This is a genomic window from Streptomyces radiopugnans (assembly GCF_900110735.1).
In the GTDB taxonomy this organism is placed as follows: Bacteria; Actinomycetota; Actinomycetes; order Streptomycetales; family Streptomycetaceae; genus Streptomyces; species Streptomyces radiopugnans.
In genome coordinates, this window is record NZ_FOET01000017.1 from 92,925 (window position 1) to 108,337 (window position 15,413).

The window sequence follows — 15,413 nt, forward strand, 5'->3', positions numbered from 1 at the left end:
GGAAGACCTGACCGTGACGGCCGAGGCCCCGCGGCACTACGGGTTCTTCCGGCGGATGATCCGCAGCCAACTGGGCCTGGGGCCCTCCTCCGGCTTCCGCCGGCTTGTGGCGCCCTACCTGAGCCGCCCCCCTGGCCCCTGACGGCAGGGACCGGGACCGCGGTGACGCCTCCGTGACGCCGATGGCAGTTCCGGGGAGGCCGCTCGGCTCCGCACGGACTTGGCGGCTTCCTGCTCAGTCGCGTTCTCACTGGTCGTCGATGCATCTTCCATGATCGGGAGTCACACCGAACGTCTTACAGTCCCGTCCCGACTCCGCGCGCGCCCCGGCCGGCGGGGAGCGCGGAATCTCAGGAAGGGGAGGGCCCGAGCCGGTCCGCCAGCGCGGCAAGGGCCTGTGTGCCCACCAGGTCCCCCGGCAGCAGCGGCACGTCGAGCAGGGGAACGTCCGGGACCCGCTGCCGCAGCCGGGCGAGGTGCTCGTCCTCCAGCCTCCGGCGGCGGTCGAGCAGCTCACCGGCGTCCGCCGGAGAACGGCGGTTGGCGACGAGTGCGGCCACGTCGACACCGAGGCCGGTGAGCTTCTCGTACACCTCCATGGTCTCGGCGATCGGGAGCAGTTCGGCGGTCAGCACGAGCACGAATCCGGTCCGCGCCGGGTCCGTCACCACCTCGCGCAGCCGGGAGAAGCGGTTGCGCCGGCGCAGCAGGATGCGGCGCAGCTCGGCGTCGCGGTCGGTCTCCCCGCCGCCGCCGAGACCGCGCACCGCGGCGCCGAACCGCTCGGACCGGTCGCGGTTGGCGAGCAGGGTCTCGGTCCAGGAGGTGAGCTGCTCGGGCAGCGCGAGCAGCCGCAGTGTGTGGCCGGACGGCGCGGTGTCGAAGACGACCAGGTCGTAGGCCTCCTCCCCGAGTTCCACCGCCTCGGCGATCCGCTCCAGCACCGCCGACTCGTGGGTGCCGGGCGCCTGCCGGGCCAGTTGGAGGTGCCGGGCGGCCGGTGCGTGCATCCGCTCGGGGAGCAGCCGCCGCATCGTCTCGGCGACCGCGGACAGGTGCTGCTCGACCGTGCGCTCCGGGTCGATCTCCAGCCCGTCGACACAACCGGCCGTCCCCGCCCCGGGGACGAGGTCCCCGGGGCCGGCGAGGCGCACGGGCTCGTCGCCCACGGGACGGCCCCAGAGGTGGCCGAGGTTGTGGGCGGGGTCGGTGGAGACCAGCAGCACGCGGGCGCCCGACCGGGCACGGCCGAGGGCGAGCGCCGCGGCGACGGACGTCTTGCCGACCCCGCCCTTGCCGCCGACGAAGACGACCCTGCGCGAGGTGATGAGGTCTAGCAGCACCCGACGTGCTCCAGTGGCGAGCGGTCCATGCCCATACGGCGGTGCCAGGCGTGGAAGTCCTCGTAGAGGGCGGGCATCAGTTCGGCGGTGTAGTAAGCCGCCGGGTCCGGTACGCCCAGTGCCTCCGCGAGGACCACCATCCGGAAGAGATCGTCCTCCTCGCGCCGGGCGCGGGCGAGGGTACGCCGGTAGGGACCGGCGTAGAACTCCTCCAGCCCGGCCCGGAACGAGGCCCAGCGGGACGTCACTTCGTCAGCCCGGCCTTCTCCGTCACATCGGCGTCGAGAGCCTCCGGCGGCTCCCGGGACGCCCGCCGCATCGCGACGACCGCCTCGAAGGCGACCCACAGGGCGGCGACGATGATGACGAGGTCGATGATCAGCAGCAGCCAGTCCTGGGCCTCGTAGAAGTCGCCGAGCTGCACGACCGCGGCCCAGAACGCCATGACGAACACGACCGCGAGCGGGATCAGCGCAGGCGCCGGGTTGCGCCGCTTGCGGATCAGCATGACGGCGACGATGGACAGCGTCAGGGAGGCCAGCAGCTGGTTGCTGGTTCCGAACAGCGGCCAGATGCGGAGGCCGCCCTCGCCCCCGGCGCCCTGGCTGAAGGTGAGTCCCGCGCCGACGGCGAGCGTGATGAGGGTGCCGGCGACGTTGTTGATCCTCACCTTCGCGACCTCGCCGGCCTCCTGGACGACGAAGCGCAGCAGACGCACGCCGGTGTCCATGGTGGTGGCGGCGAACAGGATCGCCATGGTGGCCAGGACCGTGGAGCTCAGCGACACGGGCAGGCCCAGGCCGCTGTTGAGGATCGCGCCGCCGCCTTCGACGAACGCCGCGACGCCGCCCTGGCCGAAGGCGCTGTAAACGGCCTCCCAGTCGGCCAGGGTGCGGTAGCCCGCGACGGCGGCGATGATCGCGCCGAGCGCGAGCAGGCCCTCGCCGACCGCGCCGAAGTAGCCGACGAAACGGGCGTCGGTCTCCTTGTCCAGCTGTTTCGAGCTGGTGCCGGAGGAGACCATGCCGTGGAAGCCGGAGATCGCGCCGCACGCGATGGTGACGAAGAGCAGCGGCACGAGGTCCGGGGTGCCCGCGGGCACGGCGTCGTTGAAGGCCGGGGCGACGATCGTCGGAGTGCTCAGCAGCACCGAGGCGAACAGGATGCCGAGGCCGACGAAGAGCTGGACGCCGTTGATGTAGTCACGGGGCTGGAGCAGCACCCACACGGGCAGCAGGGAGGCTATGCCGGCGTAGACGAAGAGGGCGATGATCCAGAACGTCGCCGGGGACATGCCCAGGATCGGGTCGGGCAGCTCCACCGGGACGGCGTCGCCGAGGAGGATCAGGCCGTAGAGCGCCGCGACGCCGACCACGGTGACCAGGCCGAGGCTCATCTTGTAGCGGTAGACCGCCTGGCCGACCAGCAGCGCCACCGCGACCGCGCCCCAGGCGGGGATCACCGCCGAGGGTGTGGAGATCAGCAGGTTCTTGATCACCACCGCGAAGGCCGCGACCACCATCAGGAGCAGCAGGAAGATCACGACGAGGAAGAGGTTGGCGCCCCGGCCGCCGATGTAGCGGCCGGAGAGCGTGCCGATCGAGCGGCCCTTGTTGCGCGCCGAGGCCCACAGGGCACCCAGGTCGTGCATGCCCGCGAAGAAGACCGTGCCGAGGGTGACCCACAGGAACGCGGGCAGCCAACCCCAGATGACGGCGACCGCGGGGCCGACGATGGGCGCCGCGCCCGCGACCGAGGTGAAGTGGTGTCCCCACAAAACGAACTTGTTGGTCGGGACGTAGTCCACGCCGTCCTGCAGTTCGTGCGCGGGCGTCTGGAAGGACGCGTCGAGCTTGTAGACCCGGTTGCCCAGGAATCTCGAGTACAGGACATATCCGCCCGCGAACATCGCGAGGCCGATCAGGAGCAGGGGAAGTGCGTTCATACGAGAGTCCCTCTGAGTTCTGGAAGACGGGACGCCGGTCTACACGAAGCGTGCGCCTGGCAGGCAGACGGCAAAGACGGTGGAGCGTGGCCCTCCTCTGCCGGGGCAGGCCGACGGCCGGGACGGGGGAACCGGCTGTGTGCGCCCCTTTCACACAGCTTGGCGGCGAACCCGGACGCGGTGCGCCGCGCCTGGACGGCGACTGTGCCGCAGCCCTCGGTGAGCAGCTCGCCGGGACGAAGGCCGGCCTCGACCGACTCGGGGACACTGCTTCCGCCGTGCACGCCGTGGTGGGTGCCGCCGACGCCGACTTCGATGCCGGACTTACCGATGTTGACCGAAAACGCTCCCTTCATAGCCCGTTCATGCTAGGCGACCGATCAGGCGATGAGGAGTCCCTGGGGACCGGCGACGACCAGCACACTGGGCGGGCGCCGCACCCTCCGTCCACCCCGTTTGTCCAGTTGGCGCATGTTGGCCGATTCGGCACAAGGTGAACCGCCGATCTTGAACCGGTGGCGTCGTGAGGGATTGATGGTCCTTGATCTCTGCGGTACGCGATACCCACAAGGCGGCGGCCTGACCGCCGAACGGCAGCGGTTCCGGGAACGGCAAGGGCGACTCGAGGACGACGAAGGCCACGGCGGACGGCTGCTTCCGCTGCTCCTTCGCAGACACGTCCACCGCCCCGGCGGTCGCCTCCGCGGCGGGACCACGTCGACGTGAAGCAACCCTCGGGAAGGTCGTCCGTCCTCCAGCGAACGCAGAAGGCCCAGGAGAGCCCCCCGGCCCGGGTCTTCCCCGACCTCCGCCGTTTCCCGGCCGGCAGGCCGGTCAGCCGCTGCGTCCCTTCGCGCTCACGCTGCGCGCCGCGGACGGGACCGCGCGGGTCAGAAGACGACCCGGCCGGCCGGGCCTCCGCACGACGGCCGCGCCGCGGCAGTCGCTCCCCACGGGCCGTTTCGGGATCGTTCCACGGCCCTGGCCAGGGCTCCGGGAAGCGTAGGCCCGGCCCTTCCCCTCTTGTACGGCGCTCCGTCAACCGGGATGGTTGTCCAGGACCTGACATGTCGATCAGGTTCCTCCGGGGCCCGTGAGGGCCTCGGGGTCAGGCCTCTGACGAGCTTCGAGACAAGGAGACACATGGCGAACGGAACGGGAGCGGTGCTGCGCAGGATCGCCGCGGCGGCGGGCGCGGTTCTGGCGGTCGCGGGCATCTCGCTGGCCTGGGCGGCCCCGGCCTCGGCCGCGGACTACTACTACGAACTCCCCTACCCGGCCGGCGAGGCCTACCAGGTCACCCAGGGGCCGGAGGGCACGTACTCGCACTACGGCCCGTACAACGAGTACGCCTGGGACTTCGGGCTCCCGGCGAACTACGAGGTCTCCGCCGCGCAGGCCGGCACGGTCCTCGTCTCGGACTGGTCACCGTACTGGCAGAACGGCATCGAGGTGATCATCCGGCACTCCAACGGCCGGTGCACCCACTACGCGCACCTGAACCGGGCGATCTACAACACCGGCGACTGGGTGCCGCAGGGCCGGGTCATCGGCTGGTCCGGCAGCACGGGGGCGTCCTCCGGCCCCCACCTGCACTTCCAGGTGATCGACTGCAACACCCGCGTGGGCATCCCCGCCACGCTCCAGGGCTGGACGCCCCCCACCGGCTCCTGGCCGGTGAGCGTGAACAGCCGCGCCTGACCTCCCGCCCGGTCCCGGCGCATTCCCGCCGCGCCGGTGCAGGCGGCCGACGGGGTGCCGCCGCACCCCGTCCCCGTCCCCTGGCGCGCTCACGCCCGGCACCGGGAGCGACCGGCCGCGGGTTGCGCGGCCGGGTCCGAAGGCGCTCCGTCCCGGCCGGCGGCCTTTCCCGGGCCCGGCGGCGGAGCCCGGGAAAGGCCGCCGGTGCCCGGTGCAGCTTCCTGAAACAAGAGGGGGAAAGGCGTGTCCGGCGTCTGTAGGGTTCTCGATACGGCGGTTTTGTGGTCGAACTCTGTGGCGGCAGGGGCCATATGTGAGGGAATGATGCACGAGCGCGAGTTCAGGGCCTTTGTTTCGATCGCGGAAACCGGACGCATGGATGTCGCGGCGCGGCAGCTGGGATATTCCCAGCCGGCGATCACCTATCAGATCCAGTGTCTGGAACGGTCCCTCGGTTTCAAGCTGTTCACCCGGCACCCCAGCGGTGCGCGGCTGACCGGCGACGGGCACATGATCCTGCCCTCGGTGCGGGCGGTGCTGATGCTGATCGACAGCATCCGTGATCCGCGCGGCGGCCACACCGGCGAGCACGAGGCCGAAGCCGAGGCCGGGGAAGCTCCCGGAGGGACCGCCGTGCCGATGGTCCGGCAGCGCACCGCCTAGTACCGCCGCCGGGAACCCCCTGTACCGGAGCCCGTTCCCGGGCCGCCTCGAACGCCGAACACGCTTGGAGAGAAGACGATGAGCAGCAACCCCTTCGAGGACAACGACGCCCAGTACTACGTACTGGTCAACGAGGAGGGTCAGCACTCGCTGTGGCCCGCCTTCGCCGAGGTTCCCGCGGGCTGGACGGTGGTGCACGGGCAGGACGGCAGGCAGGCATGCCTGGACTACGTCAACGAGAACTGGACCGACATGCGCCCGCTCAGCCTCGCGCGCCGGATGGAAGGCGCCCGGTAGGACCCCGCGGCGGAAAGGACGATCATGTACACGGAATCCGCCGCTGCCGCGGTACACCGGCCGCAGCCACGGCCGCACGCCGACCGGGTGCTGGTGTGCCTGAGCTACTGCGGCGGTGGGACCGCGCCGTTCCGGCAGTGGGCCAGGACTTTGCCGGACGACGTGGAACTGGCACTGATCTGCTATCCCGGTCGGGAGTCGCGGTTCGGCACGCCGTTCGCACGTGACTGGACCGCCCTCCGCGACGACGTGGTGCGGGCCGTCCGCAGCCTCGCCGGCCGTCCCTACATCCTGTTCGGCCACAGTATGGGGTCGTGGCTGGCCTTCGAGACCGCGGCACAGCTGGAACGCCTCGGTGTCGCGCCGCCCTCGGCCCTTGTCGTCTCCGGAGGCGTGGCGCCGCACAAGCGCCGGGAGGTACGCAGCCACGTGCCGCGCTCGGACGACAGCGACGAAGCCCTCGTCCGGTGGATGCGGGAGTTCGGGCAGATGACCGCGGTGGTCGCCAACGAGCCGGAGCTCGTCAAGCTCGCGGTGGAGCTGCTCCGGGCGGATCTCGTGGTGTCGGAGTCCTACCGGTTCGCCGAGGGCTCCCGGGTCTCGGTGCCGCTGCGTGTGCTCTACGGGGCCGAGGACTGCGAGCCCTTCGATTACGTCGAGCGGCACTGGAGGTCCCTGACGGACGGCGCCTTCGAGGCGGTCGAGTTGCCCGGCGGGCACTTCTACACCCCGGACGTGTGGTCCAGGCTGCCGGAGTGGTGCTCCCTCCCCGTCCCCTGCCCCGCCCGCTAGCCGGGACCGAACGCCGAAGCCTCCGGCATGGCGTCCTCCAAGGAGGCGCCGGCCGGAGGCTTCGGCGTTCGGTCCCCGTTTCCCGGAAAGGTCCGGAGCCGGTCACAGGATCCGGACCGTTCCGGTCGGCGCCTCAGGAATCGCCGCGCAGGACACGTCTGCGGTCGTACAGGACCAGCAGGAGGGTCATCCCCATCATCACGCCCAGGACCGCGCCGACCTCCCTGGCCAGCGCGCCCGTCAGCGGGTACTCCGGGGCGGGCTGCTGCATGTCCGTGAGGGTGAGGAGGTTGTAGATGCTGTAGGAGAACAGCATGCCCGACGATACCCATGCCGCCGCCATGGGAGGCAGGAACCTCCGTGACCCGCGCCGGGTGGTCAGCACCAGGATGCCCCACGCCCCCGCGAAGGCCCACACCCCGGTACTCAACGACAGCAGGCGCCACCACACGTCGCGGTTGTCCAGCATGGCCGGGTCGAGGCCGAGGGTGCCGCCGGCCGCCCAGAACACCTTGACACAGCCGAGCAGGACGCAACCGACCGCGACGAGCCCGGCCAGGATCGTCTGCAGCGGCCGGGTGCTTCCCGGCGGTTCCCCGCAGTCGGTCGGACCGCCCAGCGCCTCCGGCCACCGCGCCTTGGCATACCCCGCCAGGGCGAGCGGCAGACCGACACCCACTCCGACCAGCGAGATCATCACCAGGATCTGCTCGTAGATCCAGAAGTCGGGGGAGCCCGCCTCCTGGTCCCGGCTCATCGCGGCCGGGCCGAGCACCGGTGCCAGCAGCAGCATGGGGACGAGCAGGCCGGTTCCCACCCACACGGGCAGGGCCACCAGCCATGCGGGCAGCCGTTCGCCCCAGGGCCTGGAGAACGCCATCGCCAGCAGGATGCCGACGGCGGCGAGGAAGGCGGTCGCCGCGTTGATCGCCCGCCAGTCGGCGCCGCCCATTTGTTCGGTCGGAATGAAGAGACCGAAAGCCCAGACGATTTTAATCAGCAGATACGGTGTCACCGCCACGGCGGCTCCATAACCGGATATTCTGCGTATTTTCGTCAATCGATCGGTCGGCCGCTCTGCCGTGACTGTCATGCCGGTATGATATCCGGGCCGCAGCAGACCGGTCAAAATCATCCGCGCATATCAGCGAATATCCGCTGTTCAATGGAATTCGGATTGAACGGGGGCGTCGAGGGCTATCGCGGTGAGATGCCCGGATTCCGAGACCGACACCACCAGTCCGGTCCCCCCGGTCCGGGCGAGCGCGATCAGCTCCAGCAGGCCCGAGACCGCGCAGTGCCGTGCCCGGCTGACCGCCCCGGCGGGGTCCCGCACCGAGCCGCCCGCCTCGGCGAGGGACTCGACGACGGCGTCGCGGACCGCACCGCCGAACTCCGCGGCGGCGGCCGGTCCGCTGACCACCAGGCGCACGTTCCGCGCCCCGCCCGCCAGAGCGGCGACCCGTCCGCAGCTCGCGGCGAGGGCAGCCGGGTCCCGGTCGCCGTCGGCGCCCCGGGGGACGAACCGGGAGATCCCGCCGGTGATCCCGGCGAGGACGCCGACGCCCTCGCCGGAGACCGGAGCCGGGTCTCTCGACAGCACGACAGCGGCGGCGGCGTCGTACCGGTCGCGTCCGTCGTCCCCGGCCGGCACCTGGTCGGCCGCCGCGGCCACCACCCGGTCGGCCCGGCCTGTGCGCAGCGCGGTCACGGCGAACTGCACGGCCTCCAGGCCCGCGGTGACCGGATTGGTGAGCGTGACCGAGAACGCGCGGGCGCCGGTGCTGATGGCCAGCTGGCTGCCGGGAGTGTTCATCGAGAACGCGGGCACCTCGGCGGGGCTGATCCCCTGGACGCCCGTGGTGGCGAGGGTGTCGTCCATCCTCCGGTGCACCCCGGCGATCGCGTACTGGGTGCCGGTGACCACGCCGAAGCGCTCGGCGGGGGCCCCGGTGAGCGGCGGCTCGTCGTGGCGCCTGCCGAGTGCCTGGTTGCCCGCCGCCAGCAGGTACCGGGTGGCCGGGCTGAGGTACTTCCAGCCCCGCCGGCCGAGGTGGGCGGCGGGATCGAACCACGCGGCGGCACCGGTGCCGTCCCCCTCGGCGGGCCGGGGCTCCTCGGCGACGGCGCCCGCCGCGGTGATCAGCACGGTCATCCGACGGCCCTCCAGGCGAGCACGGCGTTGTTGCCCCCGAAGCCGGTACCGCTCACCAGCACAGACGGCCGGGTGAGCGGGGCGGGTTCTCCCAGCGGAACCCTCAGCGGGCAATCGGGGTCGAGCGTGGCGACGTGGGCGTTGGGGGGAACCACCCCATGCCGCAGGATCAGGGCCGCGATCACACAGCCGAACACCCCGGCCGCGCCCGCGGTGTGGCCCATCACGGCCTTCGGCGCGTACCCGGCCACCTCGGCGGCGCCGCCGCCGACGGCCGCCACGGCCCGTCCGACCGCGGCGGACTCCACGGAGTCGTTGCCCGCCACCCCGGCGCGGTGCAGTACGACGGCGCCGGGGGCCTCGGTGGCGCCGGCGAGCGCCCGGACGGCCGAGCGGCACAGTTGCTCGCCGGACGGCTCGGGGGCCATCGGGTGGTGGGCGTCGCAGCTCCAGCCGTGGCCGGCGAGTGCGGCCCGCGCGGCGGCGCCCCGGTGCCGGGCGGATTCGGCGGACTCCAGCACCACGGCGGCGGCGCCCTCGCCGGTGACCATGCCCGCGCGATCGGCGTCGAAGGGCCTGCAGCACTCCGGGTCCACCAGCCCGAACCGCTGCAGTGTACCGATCGCGACCCGTGAGAAGGCGTCCCCGCCGCAGGCGATGACGGTGTCGGCCTGGCCGGTCTCGATCAGCTCGGCGCCCCAGCCGACCGCGTAGGCCCCCGCCGAGCAGGCGGTGGAGAGGGTCTGGCTGGGGCCACCGATGCCGAACCGGCCGGCGAGCACGGCGGCGACGCGGTGGGTGGCGAGATGCCGGTCGGACGCCTCGCGTGTCTCCGCCAGGTCGATGTCGCCGAGCGAGGTGCCGACGGTCAGGCCGGCGTCGCGCAGGTCCTCGGCCGTCAGGCCGGCGTCCCCGACGGCCTCCGCGACGGCGGCCGCCACCAGTGCGCTGGTCCGCCCGGCCGGTTCGCCGCCGGACGCCGCCGCGTCCGGGAGGACGGGGCCCGGGTCGGGTGCCGCGTACAGGTAGGGCCGGGTCGACAGCCCGCAGGCGTCCGGCGCGGGCACCGGCCGCCGGTCCGCGCGGAGCAGACCGTCCCACAGGGCGGCGGTTCCGCTGCCGAAACAGCTCACCGCCCCCAGTCCCGTGACAACGACCGTCACCGGTGCACCTCGCTCCTCCGGGTAGCGCGACACAATTGCCGACGCCGGTCAGGATGCATTCGTAAAGGCCGAGGCCCGTAGCCCTTGCAAGTACCTGCAGCAATCGGGCGGGCACCTCCTCGCCTTCGGCGCACTGCCATAACATCGGCGAAGATCGACGCGGTGTCGCGTTCTTCAGGAAGAAACAGACGCGGAATACCGGAGGGTAAACCGCGCGAACGGCCCGAGGAAAGGGAATTCCGGTGAGTGCCGAAACCACACTGGACGTGTCGGAACTTCGGGAGCTGGTGGCGGACACGCTGGACGTCGAGCCGTCGGAGCTGACCGACGAGGTGCTCCTCATCGAGGAGCTGGAAGTCGACTCGGTGGTGGCGCTGGAACTCGCGGTCACGCTCGAGCAGCGGTACCGGATAAAGATTCCCGAGGAGGAGCTCGGCACGGTCCGCAGGTTCCCCGACATCCAGGACCTGCTGAACCGGAAGCTGCGCGGTTGATGGACGCGCAGACGGCCCGCGCCGCGGACGCCGCTTCCTATTTCCTGATCGAGAGCAAGGGGAACTGGGCCGGCCCCAACGCGGGCACCTTCCTCCTGGACGCCGCGGCGCTCGCCGAAGCCGGCCACCGGGTGCGGGTCTTCCTCGTCGAGGACGGCGTGCTCAGCGCCGTGGGCACCGACACACCCGAGATCGAGCGGCTGGCCGCGGCCGGCGTCGAGATCCTCGTGGACGACTTCTCCGCGGCGCAGCGCGCGCTCGGCGCGACGAAGCTGTCGCCGCACGTGAGGCTGGCCGGCATGGACGTCGCCGCCGCGGCGCTGACCCAGGACGGCTGCCGGGGGGTGTGGCACTGATGGCGACCACGATGGAACGCCGCATGTGGGACCTGCTGTTGATCCTGACGGCGGCCCCGCACTCGAGCGACGTGGTGACCTCGGCGCTGCGGCTCTCCCAGGCGGTGCTCGACAACGGCGGTTCGGTACGGGTCTGGGCGTGCGGCTACGCCACGATGATGACCCAGGACACCTTCGGCGACACCAAGCTGCCGAACACCCGCGACCCCGAGGGCCACTACCCCTCGCCCTCGGCGATCGTCCAGCGGATGATCGCCGACGGCCAGGGCCGCTTCGCCTGGATCGGGTGCACCGCGTGCACCGAGGAGCGCGGCGCCACCCACCACATACCGCAGGTGCGGCACCGGTCCCCGCTCAGGCTGGCGGCCACCGTCGCCGGGGCCAAGCAGACTCTCTACCTCGGAGGGGCCTGATGACCACCACCCGCACCGAACGCGGCCCGAGCGTGCTGTGCGTCCTCGACCGCGCCTACCGCGGCGCGGTCGAGGCACAGTTCTTCCACGCCCTGTACGGCCTGCTCGACCTGCACGGCCAGTTCGAACGGATGGACGTCGCGCTGCGCGGCGCGGCGGTGACCATGGCCGTCGAGGAGGACGTCTACCGGCCGTCGGTGCGGTTGGGCACGATGGTGCTCGACACGCTGCCGGACTACCGGGGCTCGGTGCGCGATCTGGTCGCCGAGGGCTTCGGCGTCTTCGTGGACGAGGCCGCCGTGACGGCGCTCGGCTTCGCCCCGGAACAGCTCGTCGCGGGGACCACCTGCCTCGACTCGGCCGAGCTGGCGGTGCGCTGGCCGCAGTACGACCAGGTGTGGTTCGTGTGACCGGCGCCCTCCCCCCGCGGGCCGGGCGACCGGGCGGCGGACCGCCGCACCACGACCGGCACACCTTCTCGACCCCGCTGCGCGCGGTGGACCGGATCGAGGTGCTGTCCGACGGGCCGGACCTCCGGTTCCTGCTGTACAAGACCGTCGACCCCGAGGACCCGTACATGGTCGGGCACTTCCCGGGGCTGACGTTGCTGCCCGCGGTGTTCGTGCTGGAGGCCCTCCGCCAGGCGACGACCACCCTCGTCGGCGCGGACGAGCCGTTGAACCTGGTCGAGGTCCGCTCCGGGCGCTGGCTGGCGCCGATGCAGGGCGGCGACGAGATCCGCCTGGACGTCACGGCGAAGGCCACCGACGACGGACGGTGGCTGGTGACCGCCGACGGCACCCGCCACGACGGCACACCGGTCGCGGCGGTGAAGGCGGTGCTCGGCGACCGCGACGCCGGCGAGTTGCCGATACCTGCGGGCGGGCCGCTCCTCCCGGCCCCCGGTCCGTCCGGACCGGACTACACCGAGATCCTGGACCGGCTGCCGGTGCGTCACCCGATGCTCCTGGTGGACCGGGTGGAGGCGTTCGACCCCGGCCGGCGGATCACCACCGTCAAGGCGGTCTCCGGCTCGGAGCCCTGCTACCAGGGAATGGCCGACGGCCTGCCCCTGTCGCGCTACATGTACCCCAGGGCCCTGATGCTGGAGTCCTTCGGCCAGTCCTCGGTGCTGCTGTGGCTGTCCACCGACACCGCGGAGGGCGTGCCGGTGGCCGCGGCGTTCCGCGACTGCCGCTTCACCGGCGAGGTGCGTCCCGGTGCCGTGCTGCGCCACGTGGCCCGCATCGACCGGCTGATGTCCAACAACGTCTTCGTGTCCGGGCAGACCTGGGACGGCGACCGGTGCGTGATGACGGTCGGCGCCCTCATCGGTTCCAGCAGGCCCCGTGAGAAGGTCGACCGCACGATGGCCGGCGCGCCCTGACCCGCGACCGGTGTCCGACGGGTCCGCCCCGAACCGCTGAAGCGGTTCGGGGCGGACCCGTCGGACACCGGTCAGGAGGACGCGTACACGCCGATGATCTCGTTGACCGCCTCGGCCACCCGCTTGCTGCGCAGGATGTCGGTGTGGTCGACGGCAACCTCGACGGACCGCTCGGCCAGCGCGGCCCCTTCGGTGGGCTCGCGGGAACTCACCGCGGTCGCGGTGCGCCAGGCGGCGGTCGGGTCGATCTGCCGCGCCGCGTTCAGGTAGGACACGAACGACCGGAACACCGCGACGAACTCGTCCAGCAGCTCCGTGTCGAGCTCCTCGCGGGCGAACGCCGCACCGGCCCGCTCCATGAAGATCCGGACCAGCTCGTCGCCGTAGGCGGCGAAGTCCGGAGCGCCGGCCTGCGCCGCGACGCCCTCCCGCTGGGCGGCGGCCACCTCCTCGGGCGACAGCACCGAGGCGAACTGGTTCATCATGGCGGCGAAGTCCCGGTACAGGCCGGCCGGTGACGGCACCTCCGGATCGAACATCACGAACCGGGGCGCCTCGGCCTGCCGGGCGGCGATCCTGGCGGCGAGCTCACCGGCGAACACGCTGCCGGCGCAGTAGCCGAGCACCGCCCGCACCGTACGGCCGCTGCCGGCGACCTCGTCGGCCCACAGCGCGAGGTAGTCCTCCGCCGACATCCCGGCGGCGGTGTGCGGCTGCCTGGTCTCCCACACGGTGAACTCCGGGGAGAGGAGCGGGGCGAGGTCCGAGAAACTCGAGTCGGACCGGCCCGTGGTGGCGAAGTCGACGGCGAGCACGAGCCCGGCCTCCCGACCGGCGTTGAGCACTTTCCATCCGCTGGGCTTTGTCATGTGAGCTGTCCACTCCGGTCGGCGCTGGGATAGGGGTACGGAACGGGAGAGGCCGCGGGTCCGGTGCCCACACGGGAGGGCACCGGACCCGCGGCCCGTGGGGGGACGGGGCGGGGCGGTGGCCCTCAGCCGTCCGAGATCAGGATGGCCTTCGACGGACAGATGTCCTCGGCGAGCTTCTGGGCGTCCGCGGCCTCGGCGTCCGAAGGCGAGTCGTTCAGCACAACCACCAGACCGGCGTCGTCCTGGTCGAACACCGACGGGGCGTTCAGCGCGCACAGTCCGGCGCCGATGCAGCGGTCGCGATCCACGTGGACCTTCATCCGGTCACCAGCCGACCGTGAGCTTGTGGACCGGCGGCAGCCCGTCGACGAGTTCGATGGGCTCGTCGCTCTCGACCAGGTGCAGCTCGGGGAAGCGGTGGATCAGGCTGGTCAGGCACAGCTCCAGCATCAGGCGCGCGACGTGCTGGCCCAGGCACTGGTGGACGCCGTAGCCGAAGGCCAGGTGGTCCCGCGCGTCGCGGTGGATGTCGAAGGTGTCCGGGTCGGAGTACTTGGCCGGGTCCCGGTCGCCCAGGCCCTTGAGCACCAGGATGCCCTCGCCCTCCTTGATGGTCACGCCGTCGATCTCCACGTCGGCGAGCGCCACCCGGGCGATGATCTCGTCCACCAGGCTGAAGTAGCGCAGCACCTCGTCCACCGTCTTGGGCATCAGCCCCGGGGTGTCCGCCCGCAGCGCGGCGAGCTGCTCGGGGTGGTCGAGCAGTGCCTGGATGCCGAGCGCGATGCGGTTCACGATGAACTCGTAACCCGCGAGCAGCAGCATCTTGGTCATCAGGGTCAGACCGTGGTGGTCGAACTCGTCGGTCCGGCCCGCCCGGCTGATGAAGTTGCCGAGCATGTCGTCGGTGGGGTTGTCCTGCTTCTCGGTGACGAGGGTCGCGAAGTACTTCATCAACTCCTCGTTGGCGGCCAGCTTCTCGTCCATGGTGTACGAGTGGCGGGTGCCCACCATGATCGCCGCGTTGCGGGTGAAGGTGTCCCGCTCGGACTCGGGGATGCCGGCCAGCTCGCAGATCACCTGGGCGGGAAGCGGCAGCGCCAGCGCCTGGACCAGGTCGACGGGGCCGCCCTCGGCCTCCATCCGGTCCAGGTATTCGTCGACCAGCTCCTGCACCCGGGGCCGCAGCTTCTCCACGGCCTTGATGGTGAAGTCCGGCAGTGCCATCTGGCGGACGCGGGTGTGGCGCGGAGGGTCCATGGTCACCAGGAGGTTCTTGGCGTCCCTGGCGATCATGTCGAGCAGTTCCTGCGGCGCGGGGAACCGGATGGGGAACGTGGGGTGCGGCTCCACGCTGAACCGGTCGTCGGCCAGCAGTCGCTGGATGTGATCGTGCTGCGCGACCAGCCACGCCTTGCTGCCCGACGGCATCGTGACCTGCGTCAGCGGACGGCCTTCCGGCAGCTGGTCGTACTCGGGCAGCAGCGGATTGGGCCAGCCGCGAGGGGCGACGGGGCAGGTCGCCCCCCTCTCCACGGCGTCGGTCATGGCGTTACCCCTTGTCTGTCTGTGGTCTCTGACCCTGCTGGGGCCGATGCTATGGACCGGCTCTCGTTCACCGGAGCCACTTGCCACTTGCTGCAGTCCGGTCGATTCAAAGAATTTGAATTCCTATGATCCTGGGGTCGTTTCCGGAAAATGCATCTGCGCGCGACAGGGATTGCCCGATCGTGTATTCGTTTAGCTGGAACGTCGATGAACCTCAGTCCGCGAAGGCCGGAGTGCGCCGAAACAGCGCGGCGCCTGCCTTCCCCAGCAGGTGAGCCGGCCGA

At 71.5% G+C, this 15,413-nt stretch carries 18 protein-coding genes; 9 read left to right on the top strand and 9 right to left on the bottom strand.

Features of this window, described 5'->3' with window-relative positions; translation table 11 throughout:
* Positions 1–350: 350 nt before the first annotated feature.
* The 3 genes from BMY40_RS23745 to BMY40_RS23755 are packed head-to-tail and all read right to left on the bottom strand — an operon-like array spanning position 351 to position 3,288.
* Positions 351–1,343, bottom strand: coding sequence for an ArsA family ATPase (locus BMY40_RS23745; RefSeq protein ID WP_093662820.1), 993 nt, complete (start codon positions 1,341–1,343; stop codon positions 351–353).
* Positions 1,334–1,591 (bottom strand): cory-CC-star protein, encoded by a 258-nt coding sequence (locus BMY40_RS23750; RefSeq protein WP_093662821.1) that lies wholly within the window; start codon positions 1,589–1,591, stop codon positions 1,334–1,336. The genes BMY40_RS23745 and BMY40_RS23750 overlap by 10 nt, the downstream gene beginning before the upstream one ends.
* Positions 1,588–3,288: a carbon starvation CstA family protein gene (locus tag BMY40_RS23755; protein ID WP_093662822.1), complete on the bottom strand. Its 1,701-nt coding sequence runs from the start codon at positions 3,286–3,288 to the stop codon at positions 1,588–1,590. The genes BMY40_RS23750 and BMY40_RS23755 overlap by 4 nt, the downstream gene beginning before the upstream one ends.
* Positions 3,289–4,431: 1,143 nt before the next feature.
* On the opposite strand from BMY40_RS23755, the gene BMY40_RS23760 reads away from it, so the two are divergent.
* From BMY40_RS23760 to BMY40_RS23775, 4 genes are all read left to right on the top strand, one after another.
* On the top strand, positions 4,432–4,989 hold the full coding sequence (locus tag BMY40_RS23760; protein ID WP_093662823.1) for a M23 family metallopeptidase: 558 nt from the start codon (positions 4,432–4,434) through the stop codon (positions 4,987–4,989).
* A 321-nt stretch (positions 4,990–5,310) separates the two neighbouring features.
* A complete protein-coding gene (locus tag BMY40_RS23765; protein ID WP_245770284.1) occupies positions 5,311–5,652 on the top strand; it encodes a helix-turn-helix domain-containing protein in 342 nt (113 codons plus the stop codon).
* Positions 5,653–5,730: 78 nt separating this feature from the next.
* A complete protein-coding gene (locus tag BMY40_RS23770) occupies positions 5,731–5,949 on the top strand; it encodes an MbtH family protein (RefSeq protein ID WP_093662825.1) in 219 nt (72 codons plus the stop codon).
* Positions 5,950–5,973: 24 nt separating this feature from the next.
* Positions 5,974–6,741, top strand: coding sequence for a thioesterase II family protein (locus tag BMY40_RS23775; protein ID WP_093662826.1), 768 nt, complete (start codon positions 5,974–5,976; stop codon positions 6,739–6,741).
* A 133-nt stretch (positions 6,742–6,874) separates the two neighbouring features.
* Here BMY40_RS23775 and BMY40_RS23780 read toward each other — a convergent pair whose 3' ends face one another.
* The 3 genes from BMY40_RS23780 to BMY40_RS23790 all read right to left on the bottom strand — a co-directional run bounded on the left by BMY40_RS23780 (position 6,875) and on the right by BMY40_RS23790 (position 10,059).
* Complete coding sequence (locus tag BMY40_RS23780) at positions 6,875–7,762, bottom strand: hypothetical protein (protein WP_218158313.1); 888 nt, start codon at positions 7,760–7,762, stop codon at positions 6,875–6,877.
* A gap of 141 nt (positions 7,763–7,903) precedes the next feature.
* Entirely contained in the window at positions 7,904–8,896 is a 993-nt protein-coding gene (locus BMY40_RS23785; RefSeq protein ID WP_093662828.1) for a beta-ketoacyl synthase N-terminal-like domain-containing protein, read from the bottom strand.
* The gene (locus BMY40_RS23790) at positions 8,893–10,059 is read right to left on the bottom strand and encodes a beta-ketoacyl synthase N-terminal-like domain-containing protein (protein ID WP_143071817.1); all 1,167 of its coding nucleotides are present in this window, start codon (positions 10,057–10,059) and stop codon (positions 8,893–8,895) included. The genes BMY40_RS23785 and BMY40_RS23790 overlap by 4 nt, the downstream gene beginning before the upstream one ends.
* A gap of 242 nt (positions 10,060–10,301) precedes the next feature.
* On the opposite strand from BMY40_RS23790, the gene BMY40_RS23795 reads away from it, so the two are divergent.
* The 5 genes from BMY40_RS23795 to BMY40_RS23815 are packed head-to-tail and all read left to right on the top strand — an operon-like array spanning position 10,302 to position 12,709.
* Positions 10,302–10,553: an acyl carrier protein gene (locus tag BMY40_RS23795; RefSeq protein WP_177214111.1), complete on the top strand. Its 252-nt coding sequence runs from the start codon at positions 10,302–10,304 to the stop codon at positions 10,551–10,553.
* The gene (locus BMY40_RS23800; RefSeq protein WP_093662831.1) at positions 10,553–10,909 is read left to right on the top strand and encodes a DsrE family protein; all 357 of its coding nucleotides are present in this window, start codon (positions 10,553–10,555) and stop codon (positions 10,907–10,909) included. The genes BMY40_RS23795 and BMY40_RS23800 overlap by 1 nt, the downstream gene beginning before the upstream one ends.
* Positions 10,909–11,322, top strand: a complete 414-nt coding sequence (locus BMY40_RS23805) for a hypothetical protein (RefSeq protein ID WP_143071818.1) — start codon at positions 10,909–10,911, stop codon at positions 11,320–11,322. The genes BMY40_RS23800 and BMY40_RS23805 overlap by 1 nt, the downstream gene beginning before the upstream one ends.
* Positions 11,322–11,732, top strand: a complete 411-nt coding sequence (locus tag BMY40_RS28130) for a hypothetical protein (RefSeq protein WP_093662833.1) — start codon at positions 11,322–11,324, stop codon at positions 11,730–11,732. The genes BMY40_RS23805 and BMY40_RS28130 overlap by 1 nt, the downstream gene beginning before the upstream one ends.
* A complete protein-coding gene (locus tag BMY40_RS23815) occupies positions 11,729–12,709 on the top strand; it encodes an ApeI family dehydratase (protein WP_093662834.1) in 981 nt (326 codons plus the stop codon). The genes BMY40_RS28130 and BMY40_RS23815 overlap by 4 nt, the downstream gene beginning before the upstream one ends.
* Before the next feature lie 71 nt (positions 12,710–12,780).
* Here the strand turns inward: BMY40_RS23815 and BMY40_RS23820 are convergent, their stop codons facing one another.
* The 3 genes from BMY40_RS23820 to BMY40_RS23830 all read right to left on the bottom strand — a co-directional run bounded on the left by BMY40_RS23820 (position 12,781) and on the right by BMY40_RS23830 (position 15,129).
* On the bottom strand, positions 12,781–13,578 hold the full coding sequence (locus BMY40_RS23820) for a hypothetical protein (RefSeq protein WP_143071819.1): 798 nt from the start codon (positions 13,576–13,578) through the stop codon (positions 12,781–12,783).
* A 125-nt stretch (positions 13,579–13,703) separates the two neighbouring features.
* The gene (locus BMY40_RS23825; RefSeq protein WP_342745088.1) at positions 13,704–13,889 is read right to left on the bottom strand and encodes a ferredoxin; all 186 of its coding nucleotides are present in this window, start codon (positions 13,887–13,889) and stop codon (positions 13,704–13,706) included.
* Between the two features lie 16 nt (positions 13,890–13,905).
* Positions 13,906–15,129, bottom strand: coding sequence for a cytochrome P450 (locus BMY40_RS23830; RefSeq protein WP_093662837.1), 1,224 nt, complete (start codon positions 15,127–15,129; stop codon positions 13,906–13,908).
* Positions 15,130–15,413 lie beyond the last annotated feature (284 nt).